Source organism: Streptomyces sp. CA-243310, assembly GCF_050936775.1.
GTDB lineage: Bacteria > Actinomycetota > Actinomycetes > Streptomycetales > Streptomycetaceae > Streptomyces.
Genome location: NZ_JBNJMF010000002.1, coordinates 1,630,225 through 1,646,884 on the forward strand (window position 1 = coordinate 1,630,225; position 16,660 = coordinate 1,646,884).

The window sequence follows — 16,660 nt, forward strand, 5'->3', positions numbered from 1 at the left end:
CACACCGGAAGAACACCGATGACGTCGACAAGACCGACGACACCGGTGACACCGCGAACACGTACGGGGCCGGGTGGGCGCAGCCGGGGCAACCGGCCGCGTTCTGAGGGCAGTTACGAGCGGCGGCTGCCGAAGAGCGTGCGACGCAGGCGACGCAGCGGCGCGAACAGCGCGACGCGCGCGCTCCGGCTCCGCTGGACGTGCGTGTGATCGCGGGCGGTGAGCTCGCGCATCAGCATCGTCGCCTCGGCGGTCTCGTGGTGCGGGACGGCGGGACCGCCCAGCACGGCGAGATGGCGGTCGAGGCGCGAGCTGGTCGCGCTGCTCCCGCAAGTGATGGCAGGCACGCGAGGCGGCCTGCTGCGCATTGCTATCTGTTCCATGTCTCTCCCCACCCGTACGAGGGCACCCGGCCCGGGCAGGTTAACCCTATCGCCCCCGCGTCGCGCCCGGGTATCCCGGTGGTGTGAATTACCCCTATACCTACGGGGAGTTGACGATTACTCACCGGAGTCAATCGTCACTCTCCGCACCGAATGGGCGGAATTGGCGCCCCCTCGGAAGCCATGGCGGTTCATACGGGGAGTCCTGTCGTGACAGGGGCCACACGGCGCACACTGCGCTAACTTGGAGTGATCGTCCGGTAACACGTTCGGGGGGCTCGGATGAGTGGGAATGCGGGTGAGGACGGGCGTGTCATCGCCGACCGGTACCGGTTGCTGGGCCCCCTGGGTCGCGGCGGCATGGGGATCGTCTGGCGGGCGCGCGACGAGGTGCTGGGACGCGAGGTCGCCGTCAAGGAGGTGCGGGCACCCGCCGGACTGGACACCGCCGAGGTGCAGCGTTTGTACCGGCGGATGGAGCGCGAGGCCTGGGCGGCGGCCCGGGTCTCCCATCGCGGGGTCGTCACCGTGTACGACGTGGCGAGCGAGGGCGGCCGGCCCTGGATCGTCATGGAGCTGATCCGCGGACTGTCCCTGGCCGAGGTGCTGGAGGGCGAGGGACCCATGCCCCCGCAGCGGGCCGCGCACATCGGCGAGCAGGTACTGGCCGCGCTGCGCTCCGCGCACGAGTCGGGGGTCCTGCACCGGGACGTCAAGCCCGCCAACGTGCTGATCGCCAACGACGGGCGGGTGGTGCTGGGCGACTTCGGCATCGCGAGCCTGGAGGGTTCCTCGGCCATCACCATGACCGGCGAGGTGGTGGGCTCCCCCGAGTTCCTGGCCCCGGAGCGGGCGCTGGGCCGCGAGCCGGGTCCCGCGTCGGACCTGTGGTCGCTCGGTGTGCTGCTGTACACGGCCGTCGAGGGGACCTCGCCGTTCCGGCGCGACACCCCGTTGTCCACGCTGCAGGCGGTGGTGGACGGGGAGTTGCCCCCGGCGCGCCGGGCCGGTGCGTTGGAGCCCGTGCTGGAGGGGCTGTTGCGGAAGGACCCCGCCGAGCGGCTGTCGGCGGCGGAGGCGTCCCGGATGCTGCGGATCATCGGCGCGGGCGGCACGGCACGGGCCGCCGGCGGACCGGTGTCGGGGCCGATGTCGGGGTCGTCGTCGGGGCCGGTTGCGGCGGCCGGGCACGGGGACGGGGACGATCGGGACGCGGGGCCCCGGGGCGCGACGCCGACGGTCCTCTCCCCATCGGGACCGACGCCGCCCCAGGGGCGGGCCGGGACGGTGCTGACGGTGGGGATCGTGGTGTTGGTCCTGGCCTTGGTCGTGCTGGGTTGGCTGCTGTGGAAGGACGACGGGGACACGACCGGGGCTCCCGCGGCCGGGGCCGGCGGTTCGGGTCCCGCGGCCACGCGGTCCACGCCGTCGCCATCCGCCCCGGTTTCCCCTTCCCCCTCTGGTTCCGCATCCACCTCGGCGTCGGCGAGCGCCGGCGCGCCCGCGCAGAAGGTCACGGTGTACGTCCACACGCTCCGCGGGCGCTACGCGGGGAGTTGCCCGCCGGCCCCCGTCGACGCGCCCGCCTTCACGGGCACCGTGGAGGTGGCGCGCGTTCCCACCGAGTTGGAGTACCGCTGGGTGACCCGGGGCGGATCGGGCGACGGGCCGGAGGCCCGCTGGCAGGACCTCTCGTACGAGGCGGACGGTGCGGCCACCCGACAGGTCGACCACGCCGAGGCGGGTCATCGCGCCGGCGCGACCCTCGACGACGCGGTCCGGCTGGAGGTGCGGGGCCCCGCGCGGGTGACCTCGCCGTGGCTGGAGTTCTCCGTGACCTGCGAGAAGGAGACCCCGACGGGCGGGGCCTCCTCCCCCGGCCCTTCTGCTTCACCGGGTTCCCCGGGCCCGACGCCGCCGGCGCCGAGCCCGGGGGTCACGCTCTGAACGGGGCCCGGGTCAGGCCTTGGAGGCGAAGGACGGCAGGTAGCCGCCCGACTGGCCGGACGCGGTCGGGTGGTAGGACTCCCCGATGTTGGTCCAGTTGACGCTGTGCAGCCACGGGCTGCCGGAGCAGATCTCGTGGCCCGTGAAGGCACCGGCGACCGAGGCGTAGGTGAAGCCGTGGTCGGCGGCGCGCTTGGCGACGGCGGCGTTGAGGTAGTCGGCCGCGCCGTTGATGGCGGCGCGTTCGCCCTCGGTGAGGCCGCTGACGCAGGATCCGTTCAGCTTGTAGAAGCGGGGATAGCCGAGGACGACCACGTGGGCGCCCGGGGATCGGCCGGAGACGGCGTCGTAGACCTGGTCGAGCTTGCCCGGCAGGGTGGAGTCGACGTAGGCCTTGGCCTGGTTGACGCGGTTGACGCAGGTGGACTCCGACTGGAGCACACAGGTCGTCATGACATCGGAGAAACCGGCGTCGTTGCCGCCGATGGTGATGCTGACGAGGTCGGTGCCGGAGTTCAGCGGGCCCAGTTGGTTGGCGAGGACGTCGCCCGTCCGGGCACCGGAGCAGGCGACGAAGGAGAAGGTCTGCGGGGAGTGGGCGGCGGCCCAGAGAGCCGGATAGGCGCGGTTGGTGCGCTTGCAGTTGCCGCTCGAACCGTCGTAGTTGCCGGCGCCGACGCCGGACGAGTACGAGTCGCCGAGCGCGACGTAGCCGAAGTCGGCCCGGGCGGAGGCGGCCGCCTGGCCCGCGCCGAACAGGGCGGCGCCCGCGGCGAGTAACAGGGAGGAGGTGAGGACGGCGAAGCGCGACATTCTCTTGCTCATGTGTGCGGCTCCTTGTGGGGGTTACTCCTGAGTCCGTGGTACAAGCAGCCGCCCACTTCTGGAAGTGGCCATGCCAAGAATGTTCGGGGCAGGCTTGCGCCGGAATCTTCACTCCCCATGCGTTTGAAGAGGGAACTTGAGCACCCGTTCCGGCGAAACACGGGTGCACGGGGTCAGTTCGTGCCGGATCATGGGCGCCATGCCAGCCAACCCGCACGAGGCCCTGCCGATCAGGCTCAACGTAGACGACAGCGACTCACCGTCCGATGTCGTCGACGCCCTGTTCCTCGGCCGGTTCGCCTCCGGCGAGCAGCCTTACTCCCAGAGCGTTTCCATCGAACGAGTGAAGGTCGAAGCGACCCTCCTGCCGGCCGGGGCGAAGGTGCTGCGCTCGGCTCGCGACACCGACCGCAGCGCCACCCTCGCGGAGGGCGAGGGGTGGACCATGCTCGTGTCGCGTTGGAGTCGCGGCGCGGACGTGACGGTGACGGCCGTCAGTGACGAACTCGCCACCCGCGTGCTCGGGGAGGCCACGGACGGGGCCCAGGACGAGCCCGAACCCCAGCCGGAGAACGTCACGATGGGGTTCTGGTACGTCTCCCCGCGCCGCGGGCCGTACCGCACGACCCGGCAGATCGCCGCCGGCACCTGGCCCGAGGTGCGCTCGAACTACACCGCGCCGGTGGCCGGGGCGATGGACCGGTTGATGAAGGTCACCCCCGACGACATCGCGGGCCGACTGCTGTTGCTGCACGGGCCGCCCGGTACCGGGAAGACCTCGGCTCTGCGGACGCTGGCGCGCTCGTGGCGGGACTGGTGCCAGGTCGACTGCGTCCTGGACCCGGAGCGGCTGTTCAACGACGTGGGCTACCTGATGGACATCGCGATCGGCGAGGACGAGGGCACGGCGAAGGGTCGCTGGCGGCTGCTGTTGCTGGAGGACTGCGACGAGCTGATCCGCGGCGAGGCCCGGCACCAGGCCGGGCAGGCGTTGTCCCGGCTGCTGAACCTGACGGACGGCCTGCTGGGTCAGGGCCGCAACGTCCTGGTCGGCGTCACGACCAACGAGGACCTGGAGCGGCTCCACCCGGCGGTGGTCCGGCCGGGCCGCTGCCTGGCCCGCATCGAGGTCGGCCGGCTGACGCACCGCGAGGCCGTGGACTGGCTCGGCACCGACGAGGGGGTCTCCCGCGAGGGCGCCACCCTGGCCGAACTGTTCGCCCTCCGGCGGGGCACCGGCCCGGCCGCGCTGCTGCCCCCGCAGGGGCACGGGACCGAGGCGGGGCTGTACCTGTAGCCCGACCCGCGTGGGGGCGGCGGCGCTGCCGTGGTGGTGGGCCGGGGACAATGGCCCGTAGCCGCAGTCCCGTCGGTCGGCGCGAGCCCGCCGCCGGGAAGAACCGCCGAACAGGAGAGTGCCCCGTGCCCGAGCCGGCGCAGGAGAATCCGTACCCCGACAGCCTCACGCCGGGCGGGGGCCCCGAGCCGCACCCGCAGCTCGCGCCGGTGCTGGCCCTGCTGGGGCGTTGGCACGGTCGGGGGCGGGGCGAGTACCCGACCCTGGAGCAGGGGTTCCGGTACGAGCAGGAGATCACTTTCAGCCACGACGGCAGGCCCTTCCTGCGGTACGAGTCGCGGGCCTGGCTGATCGACGAGTCCGGTGCGCCCCTGCGCCCCTCGGGGCGGGAGAGCGGTTGGTGGCGGGTCATGCCGGACGCCTCGCTGGAGGTCACGCTGGCCCACCCGACCGGGATCGTGGAGACGTACGTGGGTCGTGTGTCCGGTACGGAGATCGAGATCGAGACGGATCACGTGGCACGGACCCCGCGGGCGAAGGAGGTGACCGGGATGAAGCGCCGGTACTCCCTCGCCGACGGGGAGTTGACGATCACGCAGGAGATGGCGGCGATGGGGCAGCCCATGCGACACCACCTCCGGGCCGAACTGGGACGCCGCGAGGTGTGAGGCGGGCCCGGAACCGAGGATGGTCCGGGCGGACCTACTTGCCGTACCGGGCCCGCAGGGCGTCCAGGGCGGCGGCCGTGGCCTCGTCGAAGGTCAGCCCCAGCCGGTGGGCCCGCTCCGCGTACGCCTGCGCGGCGGTGGCCGATTCCCGGGAGGCCGAGTCGTCCGCGGCCGCGACGAGGGTTCCGCCCCGGCCCCGGGTCTCGACGACACCGTCGGCCTCCAGCGCCCGGTAGGCCTTCGCGACCGTGTTCGCCGCCAGCCCCAGCTCCTCCGCGAGGGCCCGGACCGTGGGCAGTCGGAACCCCACGGGCAGCCGTCCCGCCCGGGCTCCCTCCGAGATCTGCGCGCGCAGTTGCTCGTAGGGGGCGGCAGCGCCGGCCGAGGCGTCGATCTTGATCTTCAGGTGCGAGGAAGTCGGGGTCACGCGGCCGATTCTCTCCCATCGCCCTCGTAATCCGCAGGCGTCCCGGGTCCGATCGCCCTAGCGTCCTCGTCATGACCCTCACCATCCGTGACCTGCGCCCGGGCGACTCCCGGGACGCCGAGGCCGTCGCCGCGGTACGACGTGCCACGCTCCCGTTCATGATCGCCAGTGGGGCCGGCGTGGCTCACGAACTCGCCTCCGCCCACCCCGCCAAGCGCTACCGGCTGCTTCTCGCGGAGACCGCGGACGGTCGGGTCGTCGCCACCGCCCAGGTCGGAATCGCGTACGACAGTGCCGAGCCGGGCGCGTCCTTCGTCAACGCGTACGTCCATCCCGACCACCGGGGACTCGGAGCCGGGACCGCCCTGCTGCGCGCGGCCGAGGAACACCTGGTCGCGCGGGGCGCGGTGGAGACGTACGCCTGGGTCGTCGACGAGCCCGGCCACCGGGCCTTCGCCGAGCGGCACGGCTACCGTCCCGGCCGCTCGGCCCACTTCCTGCGGCTGGACCTCGCCACCGCCTCCCTTCCCCCGTATCCGGCCGAGCTGCCGCCGGGGGTGGAGCTGCGCACCGGTTCCGCCTTCGTCGACGATCCGCGCCCGCTGTACGAGGCCGACGCGGCGGTGAGCCGGGACGAGCCGGGCGACCTGCCGGTGGAGCTGGACGACTACGAGGACTGGCTGAGCGGCGTCTGGCACGACCCCTCGCTCGACAAGGAGCTGACCACGGTCGTCCTCGTCGACGGCGAGCCGGCCGCGTTCACCGCCGCCCGGACCGACGGCACGGGGCGTTACGCCTCGGGGATGACCGGGACCCTGGTGGCCCACCGGGGCCGCGGCCTGGCCAAACTCGCCAAGATCGATTCCCTGCGCCGGGCGGTCGCGGCCGGCTGTACGGAGGCCTTCACGGGCAACGACGCCGGGAACGGCCCGATGCTCGCGATCAACTCCTGGTTCGGATACGAGAACCGCGCCACCGAGACCCGTTTCACCAAGCGTCTGGAGCCCACGGCACGATGAGCGAGCACGTCGACGTCACCCTCACCAAGGCGGGCCGCACCAAGATCCGCTATCCGGCCGAGCTCCTCGCCGACACCGGCGACCGGATCTCCGTACGCGCTCCCTGGGCGGCCGCCACCGTGCGCGACTTCGGGTTCGTGCGCTTCGAGCCCGGCGACGTGTTCACCGAGCACTTCTGGCGCGAGCGCTGGTACGCGGTCAAGGAGGTCCGCACGGGCGAGGGCGTCCTGAAGGGCTGGTACTGCGACATCACCCGCCCGGCCGTGGTCCGGGACGGCGAGATCCTGGTCGAGGACCTGGACCTGGACCTGTGGGTCTCGGCGGACGGGGCCCTGGTGCTGCGCCTGGACGAGGACGAGTTCGAGGCGAGCGGACTCTCCGTGACCGACCCGGAGGCCGCCGGCGAGGCGGTCCGCGCGCTCGACGCCCTGGAACGCCGGTCCCGCACACCGGCCGGTCTGGCCGCGCTCCTCGGCTGAGCGGACGCGGTCTCGCGACTCGCCCCGGGGCCCGTTCGCGAGGTCACACGGACGTGCCCCGAGGCTGTGCGGGCGTGTTCCCGAGGCTGTGCGGGCGTGTTCCTGAGGTGGCGCTTGTCCCTGCCTTAAGTGCGCCCTAAGGATCTCCGATCGGCGCCGGATCCGGGCCGAACGGGGCTTTCGGGAGGCTAGCTTGGCCGAGCCGGGGAGAGCCCGGGGCCGCGCCGCGACCCGTGAGGGGCGGCGTCGGCCCGGCCGACTCGCACCGGCCCGCCCCTGACGCGTTCAGCCCGTTCCGCCGCCTTGCCCAGAGGAGTTCCATCCATGCGCCACGCACGCCGTACCGCCGCCCGAATCGCCGCCGTCGGCCTGGCCCCGCTCGCGGTGGCCGCGTACGCCACCGTGCCCGCGTCCGCCCACGGTTCGATGACGGACCCGGTGAGCCGGGTGGCGGCGTGCTACGCGGAGGGCCCGGAGTCCCCGAAGTCGGCCGCCTGCAAGGCGGCGGTGGCGGCGAGCGGGGCGCAGGCGTTCTACGACTGGAACGCGGTGAACATCGCCAACGCGGCCGGGCAGAGCAAGTCCCTGATCCCCGACGGGCAGTTGTGCTCGGCGGGCAACGCCAAGTACAAGGGCCTGGACCTGCCCCGCGCCGACTGGCCGGCCGGTTCGATGACCGCCGGCCCGCACACCTTCCGCTACAAGGGCACCGCCCCGCACAAGGGGTCCTTCGAGCTGTACGTGACCAAGGACGGCTACGACCCGACGAAGCCGCTGAAGTGGTCCGACCTGGAGTCGAAGCCGTTCGTGAAGGTCACCGACCCGGGCATGAGCAACGGCGACTACGTCTTCTCCGGCACCGTCCCGAAGAAGAGCGGCCGCCACCTCGTCTACAGCGTGTGGCAGCGCTCGGACAGCCCGGAGGCCTTCTACAGTTGCTCCGACGTGGTCTTCGGCAAGGACAACGGCGCGGGCACCGGCACGGGCACCGGCACCGGCGGCGCGCAGCCCGGTGGCAAGCCGAGCACCGGTACGGGAACAGGTACCGGTACCGGTACCGGCCCGAGCGCGAAGCCGGGCACCGGTGGGAGCGCCAAGCCGTCGAAGGCGCCCGGCGACAAGCCCGGCACCAGGCCCGGTACGGGCGTGCCCGGCACCGACGAGGACTGCCCCCTGGCCAAGGCGCCCACGGACCAGCAGATCGCGGCAGGCGCGGTCAAGTCCTCGGTGGAGCACCACGGCCACGGTGACGACGACCCGAAGACCAACGCCAGGAACGCCGCCGCTCCCCTCCTCGCCTCGGAAGCCCCCGTGGCCCCCGTGGCCCCCGTGGCCCCGAAGGGTGGCAACCTCGCGGAGACGGGCGGCAACAGCGCCACCCCGACGATCGCGATCGTCGGGGCCGGCGCCCTGGCCGTCGGCGCGGCCGTGCTGTTCGGGGCGGCCCGCCGCCGGAGCGCCGCGGGCCGCCACGGCCGCTAGGCCCTGTCGTCAAAGCCTCGTCAGGCCGTCCGGACGGACCGCCCGCGCCTCGTCACTCGAAGACCGAGGCGCAGGTGGTCCGTTCGGCGTGTGTCGGGTCGAGGGCGTTGAGCGCCTCGTGCCAGGCGATGCGGTCGGTCAGGGCGATGGTCACGTGCTCGGAGATGTCCAGGGCGCAGAGGTCCTGGAGGACGACGTTGCGCACGTTCGGTCCGTCGAGGAATCCGCTGCGGTACGGGGTGACCACCTCGTCGTACCGGGTCGCGATGACGGTGTACTTCACCCCGGGAACGGTGTCCCCGCCCTCGTTGAGGCGGGTGATGAAGGCCGATCCGGTGATCTGGTCGGCCAGGCCGGGGGTCGCGGAGCTGATCAGGTCTTCGGCGCCGGGGAAGTACGGGAGCAGTCGGGTCAGCCCGCTCAGGGTGGTGCCGTGGTTGTCGGGGGCGAATCCGACGAGGGCGTTGACCTTGGCGGCGCCGCCCAGGAACTTCAGGTAGTGGCGCGGCATCATGCCGCCCTGGGAGTGGCCGACGATGTCGGTCTTGGCGGCTCCGGTGGCGGCGAGCACCTTGGTGACGAACGCGTCGAGTTGGGCGGCGGACTTCTCGATGGGACCGAGTCCGTGGAAGAAGGGCACGCCGGGGAGTTGCCCGTAGTCGAGGGAGTAGACGCAGTAGCCGCGGTTGACGAGGTACGGGGCGAAGCCCAGCCAGTTGTCGACGGAGTTGCCCAGGGTGCCGTGGACGAGGACGACGGGGCGGGGGTGCGCGGCCGTCGGCCGGCAGGACCAGTTGTTCCAGCCGCTGCCGGGCGCCGACGCGGCCTGCGCGGCGGGGGTGGTGGGGGCGACGAGCGCGGCGGTGGTGAGGGCGAGGACGGCCAGCGGGCGGAGCAGTCGTCTCCAGGGCAGCATCGTGTGATCTCCTTGCGGGTCAAGGGGAAAGGGCGTGGGGGTTCGTCCCGTGATCCGGATCACAAGGGGGGCTGCTGCCGTTAAATTACGGGCGAGTAGCAAGACTTGGAAGTTACGCGTCGGTAAAAACTCGCGTGTCGAGGCTCCCGCCGGCCCCGCACCAGAAGAATGACCCGCATGGAAACGGTCCCCGGCGCCGGAACCGCACTGGCCACCCCGCCCGACCTGGCGGTCGATCCGTTGGTCGCCGCCGTCACCGAGATCGCGGTGCGCGTGTTGAGCCCGTGCGTGGAGGAGACCGCCGAGGCGGGGGTGCCGCGTTCGCACCTCGACGCGCTCGCGGCGTGTGGCGCCTACGGGCTGATCGCATACGAACCGGATCCCGCGAGCGGGGTCACCGCGCGGCGGGTGACGCGGGAGGTGCACGAGCTGCTGGCCGCCGCCGACCCGTCGACGTGGTTCGTGTGGACGCAGCACCACGCCCTGGCCAAGGGGCTGTTGCACGGTGGTGACGCCGCGCTCGGGGAGACCTGGTTGCCCGCCCTGGCGCGCGGCGACCGGCGGGCCACGGCCGGGTTCGCCTTCCTGCGCCATCCGCGACCGCCCGTCACCGCGGAGCGGGAGTCGGGTGGGTGGCGGCTGTCGGGGCGGGTGCCGTGGATGACGGGCTGGGGGCTGGCCGACGTGGTGTACCTGGGAGCCCTCACGTCACGGGACGAGGTGCTGTTCGCGCCGGTGGACTGCGCCCCGGGGGCCGGGCTGGCGTCGGCGCCGTCGGCTCCGCTGTGGGCGATGCGGGGCACGCGCACGGCGGCCGTCGAGGTCCGGGACGTGTTCGTGCCGGACGCCGAGGTGGTGGTCCGGGAACCGCGGGCCGACTGGGTGCGGGCGTACGACCTGGAGAACGCCGATGCCCAGCCCGCCGTCTTCGGGCAGTTGCGCGCCACCGCGGATTTCCTGCTCGGCTTCGAGGGGTACGAGGACCTCGGGCTGCGGATCGCGGACCGGGCGGCCGGGCTGCGCGCCGAGGCGTACGCGCTGCGGGACGAGCTCCCGCCCGGGGAACGGCCCGCGGACCGGCTGCGGCTGCGGGCCGAGAGCCTGGACCTGGCCGTACGGGCCGCCGCGGCCTGCGTCGCGGTGGCCGGCGGGCGCGCGGTCCAGTACGGCAACACGGCGGGTCGGCTCTCGCGGGAGGCCCAGTTCCACCTGATCCAGGCCCAGACCGGCGGGCTCAAGCGCGAGGTGGCCCGGCTGATGGTGGACGGCCCCTGATCCACCGGCCGGGCACCGTCGGGGCCCGCCGGGTCACGAGGCCCTGCCGAGGCCGGCGGGATGCCGGATCGCGTCCGCGGCGGGATGCCGGATCGCGCCCGCCCCGAAGGTGGCCGCCGGGCGGACCGTGCCCGCGCCGAAGCGGGCGTTGGCCCGGTCGACGGCCGCCTCCACCGTCAGCCGGGATTCCCGTACCGGGTCCAGGGAGATCTGCCGGGCCACCCGCTCGGCGCCGGTCAGGTCCTCGGCCCTCAGCACCATCCCGGTCAGCCGGGCCCGTTGCAGGCCCGCCGCGTCCATCAGCCGGTACGCCGCGGTGCGCAGGTCCTCGTCGTGCGCGGAGGGTTCCGCGAGCCGCCGGGTCTTCTCCCAGCGGGTGCCGCCCGCGAAGCGCAGGGTCAGGGACAGGGAGCGGGCCGCCTGCCGGCGCCCTCGAAGGAGCGCGCCGAGCCGGACGACCAGGGCGAGCAGGGTGGCCCTGGCGTGCGGGCCGTCCAGTTCCTCCCGGGTGAACCCGCTCCTGACGGCGGCCGAGGAGGGCAGGTCCCGGGGTGTCACCGGGCGCGGGTCGACGCCCCGGGCGCGCTCGGCGACCAGCCGGCCGGTCCGCTTGCCCAGGATCCGTTCGACGACACCGGGCGGTACCCGGGTGAGGGCCCCCACGGTGTGCAGTCCGTACCCGCGCAGCGCCTCGGCCTGTCGGGGGCCGAGCCCGTACAGCGCCTCCACCGGCAGCGGCCCGAGGAAGCCGGCCACCGCGTCCGGGTCGTCGGGGACGGCCAGGACCCCGCCGGGGCCCGGGATCCGGGCGGAGGCCATGGCCGCGAGGGCCCAGGTCGCGGCGACCCCGATCCGTACGTCCGTGCCCAGCCGGGCCACCGCGCGCAGGCGGACCACCTCGGCGATCCGGGCGGCCTCGATGCCGAAGTACCGCTGGGCTCCCCGCGCCTGGACCAGGGCGGCGCGGGGCGGCAGGGCCTGGACGAGCGGGGAGAACTCCCGCAGCAGTTCCAGGACCTCCCGGTAGCCCTCGCCGGTGAGCGTCGGGGCGCACCGTACGTGCAGGATCGCGCTCATCCCGCGCTCCCCGGGCTGGAGTGCCACAGCTTGCGGCCGGTCGCGGCGCCCTCGCCGGGCGGCCGGAGGTCGGCCCACGGGTTCATCTCGTAGCCGTTCGCCAGGTGGATGCGGCGGCCGTCCGGTTCGCCGTCCGGCCGGGGGGCGCGCTCACGGGCCGGTTCGGACAGTCGGGCGGTGACCGCCTCCAGGCCTTCCTCCCCGCGCAGTTCGACCAGTTCGGACAGGTTCCAGGCGGCCGCTCCGACGATGCTCAGGCTCTGTGGGCCGCGTCGCTGCACGACGCCTCGGACCAGCAGCAGGAAGGAGTGGAAGACGGTGTGGGCGCAGGTCTCGTGGCTGTCGTCGAAGAAGGCCAGGTCGACCAGTCCGGTGCCGTCGTCGAGGGTGGTGAAGATGACCCGCTTCCCGGATCGGATCGGCGGGGTCTGGGTGGCCGCCTTGGCGCCGGCGACCAGTACCGTCCGCCCGTGTTCGACGTCGCGGAGCCGGGCGGCCGGGACCACGCCGAGTTCGGTCAGGAAGGCCTGGTGGTCGCCCATGAGGTGACGCGAGGCGTCCATGCCGAGGATGCCGAGTTCGGCGCTGAGGCGTTCGCCGTCGGTCAGGTCGGGCAGACCGACGGATGCGGTGGACCGGCCTCCTTCCAAGGGGAGTTGGGTGTTCGCCCGGGCGCCGGTGGCTCGCTGCGCCCCGTGCAGTTCGGTCAAGTGCAGCAGGAGGTCACGGCGGTTCGCGCCGAAGGCGTCCAACGCCCCGACCTGGGCGAGTCGTTCGGCCACGGGGCGGCCCGGGTGGGCCCGGTCCCAGAAGTCGCGCAGCGAGGCGTAGGGCTGTCCGGCCTCGATCCGGGCCGCCTCGGCCCCGCCGATGCCGTGGACGTCGGCGAGGGCAAGCCGGAGCCCCCACCGCTGATCGGACACCAGTTCGATACGGTGGGCGACCGCCGACCGGTTCACGTCCAACGGCAGCACGGGCACGCCCCGCCGCCGGGCGTCGGCCAGCAGCAACCGCTTCGGGTACATCCCCGGGTCGTGGGTGAGCAGCCCGGCGTAGAAGGCAGCCGGGTGGTGGGCCTTGAGCCAGGCCGACTGGTAGGTGGGCACGGCGAAGGCCACCGCGTGCGCCTTGCAGAACCCGTACGAACCGAAGGCCTCCACGATCTCCCAGGTCCGGGCGATCACCTCGGCCGAGTAGCCGCGCGCGCTCGCCGTCGCCGCGAACCAGACCTTGATCCGGCCCTGCGACTGCGGGTCGGACAGTCCGCGCCGCACCCGGTCCGCCTCGTCCCGACCGCAGTCGGTCATGACGTGCACGATCTCGATGATCTGCTCGTGGAAGACCACCACCCCGTACGTCTCGCGGAGCGCGTCCGCCAGGTCCGGGTGCGGGAAGCGCGCCGGGGCGCGGCCGTGCCGGGCCTCGATGAAGGGCCGCACCATGTCGGCGGCCACCGGCCCCGGGCGGAAGAGGGAGATGTCGACGACCAGGTCCTGGAAGGTGGCCGGCTGGAGCCGCCCCACCAGGTCCCGCTGGCCCGGGGACTCGATCTGGAAGCAGCCCAGCGTCTCGGCCGAGCGGATCAGCTCGTACGTGGCCGGGTCGCCCGGCGGGACCTGCGCGGGGTCGTCCAGGTCGAGTTCCTCGCCGGTGGCGCGCCGGAGTTCGGCGACGGCGTGGGCCATCGCCGACTGCATCCGCACGCCGAGCACGTCCAGCTTGAGGAGTCCCAGTTCCTCCACGTCGTCCTTGTCGAACTGGGACATCGGGAAGCCCTCGCCGCCGCTCGGGACGACCGGGGTGCGGGCGAGCAGCGAGGCGTCGGACAGCAGCACCCCGCACGGGTGCATGGCCACCCCGCGCGGCAGTGCGTCCAGCGCCTCGACCAGCTCCCAGAGCCGGCCGTACGACTCCCCCCGCACGTCGCGCAGTTCGGGGAGTTCGGCGAGGGCCGTGCGGGCGTCGCGGGCCCGGATGTGCGGGAAGGCCTTGGCGAGTCGGTCGACGGCGGCCGGGTCCATGGACAGGGCGGCGCCGACGTCGCGGATGGCGTGCCGGACCCGGTAGGTCTCGGGCATGGACACGGTGGCGACGCGTTCGGCGCCGAACCGGTCGATGATCCGCCGGTAGACGTCCAGCCGGCGGGCGGACTCCACGTCGATGTCGATGTCGGGCAGGACGTGGCGGCGCTTGGACAGGAAGCGCTCCATCAGCAGGCCGTTCGCGACGGGGTCGGCGTGCGCGATCCCCAGGAGGTGGTTGACGAGGGACCCGGCGCCGGAGCCCCGGGCGGCCACCCGGATGCCCATGTCCCTTACGTCGTCGACCACCTGGGCGACCGTCAGGAAGTACGAGGCGAAGCCGTGGTAGGCGATGACGTCGAGTTCCCGGTGCATCCGGTCCCAGTACGTGTGGTCGTCCGCGTACCCGCGGAGCACCATGCCGGCGGAGGCCCGGGAGGCGAGCACCCGCTGGGCGGTGCGGTGGCCGGCGCCGACGAGCCGGGCCTCGGGGAAGTGCACGGAGCCGATGCCCAGGTCGTCCTCGGGGTCCACGGCGCAGGCGTCGGCGGTGCGCCGGGTCTCGCCGAGCAGCCGGCGCGCGTCGGTGGGGCGCAGGCCGGCCGCCCGGGCGATCCGGTCGGCGACCTCGGCCATGGCGGCGGGGTCCTTGAGCCAGCGTTCGCCGCTGTCCAGGCGTTTGCGGGGGTCCACGGGAACCAGTCGGCGGGCCGCGTCGAGGACGTCGGCGACCGGGCCCTGGCCTGGGTCGGCGTAGCGGACGGCGTTGGTGACCACGGCCGGGACGCCCTGCTCGACGGCGAAGCCGACCGTGCGCGCGGCGAGGCGCAGCGAACCGGGGCCCGTGTCGACGTCGGCGCCGGCGCGGCCGTGGTGGACGGCCTCCAGGCGCAGCGCGTCCCCGTACAGCTCCCGCCAGGGCGCGAGCAGCCGCGCGGCCCGGTCGGGGCGGCCGGCGGCCAGCGCCCGGCCGACCTCGGAGTCGGGGCCGAGCAGGACGAACACGCCGCTCAGCCCGAAGGAGCCGAGCGCCTCGCGCAGGGCGTCCCAGGTCACCAGCGGGACCTCGGGGGCGCCCGCGTGGGCGGCGGTGACCAGCCGGCAGAGCTCGGCCCAGCCGGCGGCTCCGTCCCGGGCGAGGAAGACGGCCCGGGCGGCGGACTCGTCGACGAAGGCGCCGCCCCGGACGGGGGTGCGGCGGCGGAAGGAGGCCTCGGCGTGGGACGTACCGCCCCCGCCGGACCCCGCGCCCCCGGGGAACCCGGCGCCGGACGGCGACGCGTCGGCGGCGGGGGCGACCGCGAGGTTCACTCCGAACAGGGGCCGGACCCCGGCCCCCGCGGCGGCCTTCGCGAAGCGCACCGCGCCCGCGAGGGTGTCGCGGTCGGTGAGGGCGAGGGCGTCCATGCCCCGCTCCGCGGCGCGTTCCGCGAGCCGTTCCGGGTGTGAGCCTCCGTAGCGTGCGGAGAACCCCGAAACGGTGTGCAGATGCGTAAAACCAGGCACCCGCGGCCTCCTGCTTCGCTCGATACCCCCGACACTCCTTCGACCTCCCCTCTCCACCATAGAGCAATTCGAATACGCGTGCGAAACAGTTGTTCGATCGCTGGGTGGGGACCCCGTCCGGGAGACCCGTCCCACCCGGCGCCGGGCGGGCCCGCGGGACCGGTTTCCGCGTCATCCGTTCGGCCCGCCCCTGCTGCGCCCCTCCCCCGATACGCCGAGCGTGTGAGGCATGACCCAGACCACCTCCACAGGTCCGCCCGGCGGCTTCCTCGCCGAGATCAAGGACGCCGTGACCGCCCGGGCCGCCCTGCTGGTCCTGGGGGTGCTGGCCCTCCAACTCGCCTTCATCACCTCGTACATCGGCGCCTTCCACCACCCCGTGCCCAGCGAGATCCCCCTCGCCGTGGCCGCTCCCGCGCAAGGGGTCGCCGACCGGTACGCACAGCAGCTCGACACCCTGCCCGGCACACCGCTCGACGCCCACGCGGTCAAGGACGCGGACACGGCGCTCGCGCGGGTCCGGGACCGGGAGGTGGACGGCGCGCTGATCGTCGACCCGAGCGGCAAGACCGACGAACTGCTGGTCGCGAGCGGCGCCGGGGCCTCCCTCTCGCAGGCCGTCGAGGAGGTCGTCGGCCGCGCCGAGAAGGCCGCCGGGCGCAACGTGCGGTTCCGCGACGTGGCCCCGGCCGCCCGGGGCGACGCCCGCGGCCTGAGCTCCTTCTACCTGGTCGTCGGCTGGTGCGTGGGCGGCTACCTGTGCGCCGCGATCCTCGCGATCAGCGCCGGCGCCCGGCCCGCGAACTCCGCCCGCGCCGTCATCCGGCTGGGCGTCCTGCTCCTGTACTCGATCGTCGCCGGGCTGCTGGGCGCGGTCATCGCCGGTCCCGTCCTGGGAGCGCTGTCCGGAAGCGTCACGGCCCTGTGGGGCCTGGGCGCCCTGGTCGTCTTCGCCGTCGGCGCGCTCACCCTGGCCCTCCAGGGACTGGCGGGCGTGGTCGGCATCGGCCTGGCCATCCTCCTGGTGGTGGTCCTCGGCAACCCGAGCGCGGGCGGCGCCTACCCGTACCCGCTGCTGCCGCCGTTCTGGAGGACCATCGGACCGGCCCTGCCGCCGGGCGCCGGCACGTACGCCGCCCGCTCGATCGCGTACTTCCGTGGCAACGGCGCGGGCGGCCCCATGCTGGTGCTGGCCGGCTGGGCGCTGCTCGGCTCTGCCGTGACCCTGGCCTGCGCGATGTTCCACAAGGGGAAGGCCGGGCCCGCGGTGGGCAGCGGCATCGACGACGCCCCGCAGGACCCCGCGCCCGCCGGGAGCGCCTCGGGCCGGTGACCGGC

Annotated in this window: 14 protein-coding genes; 8 read left to right on the top strand and 6 right to left on the bottom strand. The window is 73.8% G+C overall.

Going from position 1 to position 16,660, the window contains the following annotated elements:
- Positions 1-113: 113 nt before the first annotated feature.
- Positions 114-383, bottom strand: coding sequence for a hypothetical protein (locus ACQEVM_RS24975; protein WP_433082580.1), 270 nt, complete (start codon positions 381-383; stop codon positions 114-116).
- 282 nt (positions 384-665) lie between these two features.
- Between ACQEVM_RS24975 and ACQEVM_RS24980 the strand changes: the two genes are divergently transcribed.
- Positions 666-2,330: a serine/threonine-protein kinase gene (locus ACQEVM_RS24980; protein ID WP_433082582.1), complete on the top strand. Its 1,665-nt coding sequence runs from the start codon at positions 666-668 to the stop codon at positions 2,328-2,330.
- A 12-nt stretch (positions 2,331-2,342) separates the two neighbouring features.
- On the opposite strand, the gene ACQEVM_RS24985 is transcribed toward ACQEVM_RS24980, so the two are convergent.
- Entirely contained in the window at positions 2,343-3,155 is an 813-nt protein-coding gene (locus ACQEVM_RS24985) for an SGNH/GDSL hydrolase family protein (RefSeq protein WP_433082584.1), read from the bottom strand.
- Between the two features lie 199 nt (positions 3,156-3,354).
- Here ACQEVM_RS24985 and ACQEVM_RS24990 point away from each other — a divergent pair, with 199 nt between their 5' ends.
- Both ACQEVM_RS24990 and ACQEVM_RS24995 read left to right on the top strand, forming a co-directional pair.
- On the top strand, positions 3,355-4,452 hold the full coding sequence (locus ACQEVM_RS24990) for a DUF5925 domain-containing protein (RefSeq protein ID WP_384616353.1): 1,098 nt from the start codon (positions 3,355-3,357) through the stop codon (positions 4,450-4,452).
- Positions 4,453-4,577: 125 nt separating this feature from the next.
- The gene (locus ACQEVM_RS24995; protein WP_433082586.1) at positions 4,578-5,120 is read left to right on the top strand and encodes an FABP family protein; all 543 of its coding nucleotides are present in this window, start codon (positions 4,578-4,580) and stop codon (positions 5,118-5,120) included.
- Between the two features lie 34 nt (positions 5,121-5,154).
- Here the strand turns inward: ACQEVM_RS24995 and ACQEVM_RS25000 are convergent, their stop codons facing one another.
- Entirely contained in the window at positions 5,155-5,547 is a 393-nt protein-coding gene (locus ACQEVM_RS25000) for a GntR family transcriptional regulator (protein WP_433082588.1), read from the bottom strand.
- 71 nt (positions 5,548-5,618) lie between these two features.
- Between ACQEVM_RS25000 and ACQEVM_RS25005 the strand changes: the two genes are divergently transcribed.
- The 3 genes from ACQEVM_RS25005 to ACQEVM_RS25015 all read left to right on the top strand — a co-directional run bounded on the left by ACQEVM_RS25005 (position 5,619) and on the right by ACQEVM_RS25015 (position 8,527).
- Positions 5,619-6,566: an N-acetyltransferase family protein gene (locus ACQEVM_RS25005; RefSeq protein WP_433082590.1), complete on the top strand. Its 948-nt coding sequence runs from the start codon at positions 5,619-5,621 to the stop codon at positions 6,564-6,566.
- Positions 6,563-7,045: a DUF402 domain-containing protein gene (locus ACQEVM_RS25010; protein ID WP_433079724.1), complete on the top strand. Its 483-nt coding sequence runs from the start codon at positions 6,563-6,565 to the stop codon at positions 7,043-7,045. Before ACQEVM_RS25005 ends, ACQEVM_RS25010 begins: the two co-directional genes overlap by 4 nt.
- A 324-nt stretch (positions 7,046-7,369) precedes the next feature.
- Positions 7,370-8,527: a lytic polysaccharide monooxygenase auxiliary activity family 9 protein gene (locus ACQEVM_RS25015; protein ID WP_433082592.1), complete on the top strand. Its 1,158-nt coding sequence runs from the start codon at positions 7,370-7,372 to the stop codon at positions 8,525-8,527.
- Positions 8,528-8,579: 52 nt separating this feature from the next.
- Here the strand turns inward: ACQEVM_RS25015 and ACQEVM_RS25020 are convergent, their stop codons facing one another.
- Positions 8,580-9,443 (bottom strand): esterase/lipase family protein, encoded by an 864-nt coding sequence (locus ACQEVM_RS25020; RefSeq protein ID WP_433079728.1) that lies wholly within the window; start codon positions 9,441-9,443, stop codon positions 8,580-8,582.
- A 177-nt stretch (positions 9,444-9,620) separates the two neighbouring features.
- On the opposite strand from ACQEVM_RS25020, the gene ACQEVM_RS25025 reads away from it, so the two are divergent.
- Positions 9,621-10,718, top strand: a complete 1,098-nt coding sequence (locus tag ACQEVM_RS25025) for an acyl-CoA dehydrogenase family protein (RefSeq protein ID WP_433079730.1) — start codon at positions 9,621-9,623, stop codon at positions 10,716-10,718.
- 33 nt (positions 10,719-10,751) lie between these two features.
- Here ACQEVM_RS25025 and ACQEVM_RS25030 read toward each other — a convergent pair whose 3' ends face one another.
- Both ACQEVM_RS25030 and ACQEVM_RS25035 read right to left on the bottom strand, forming a co-directional pair.
- Positions 10,752-11,795, bottom strand: a complete 1,044-nt coding sequence (locus ACQEVM_RS25030; protein WP_433079732.1) for a DNA polymerase Y family protein — start codon at positions 11,793-11,795, stop codon at positions 10,752-10,754.
- On the bottom strand, positions 11,792-15,382 hold the full coding sequence (locus ACQEVM_RS25035) for a DNA polymerase III subunit alpha (RefSeq protein ID WP_433082594.1): 3,591 nt from the start codon (positions 15,380-15,382) through the stop codon (positions 11,792-11,794). The genes ACQEVM_RS25030 and ACQEVM_RS25035 overlap by 4 nt, the downstream gene beginning before the upstream one ends.
- A 169-nt stretch (positions 15,383-15,551) precedes the next feature.
- On the opposite strand from ACQEVM_RS25035, the gene ACQEVM_RS25040 reads away from it, so the two are divergent.
- Entirely contained in the window at positions 15,552-16,655 is a 1,104-nt protein-coding gene (locus ACQEVM_RS25040) for a DUF3533 domain-containing protein (RefSeq protein ID WP_433082596.1), read from the top strand.
- Positions 16,656-16,660 lie beyond the last annotated feature (5 nt).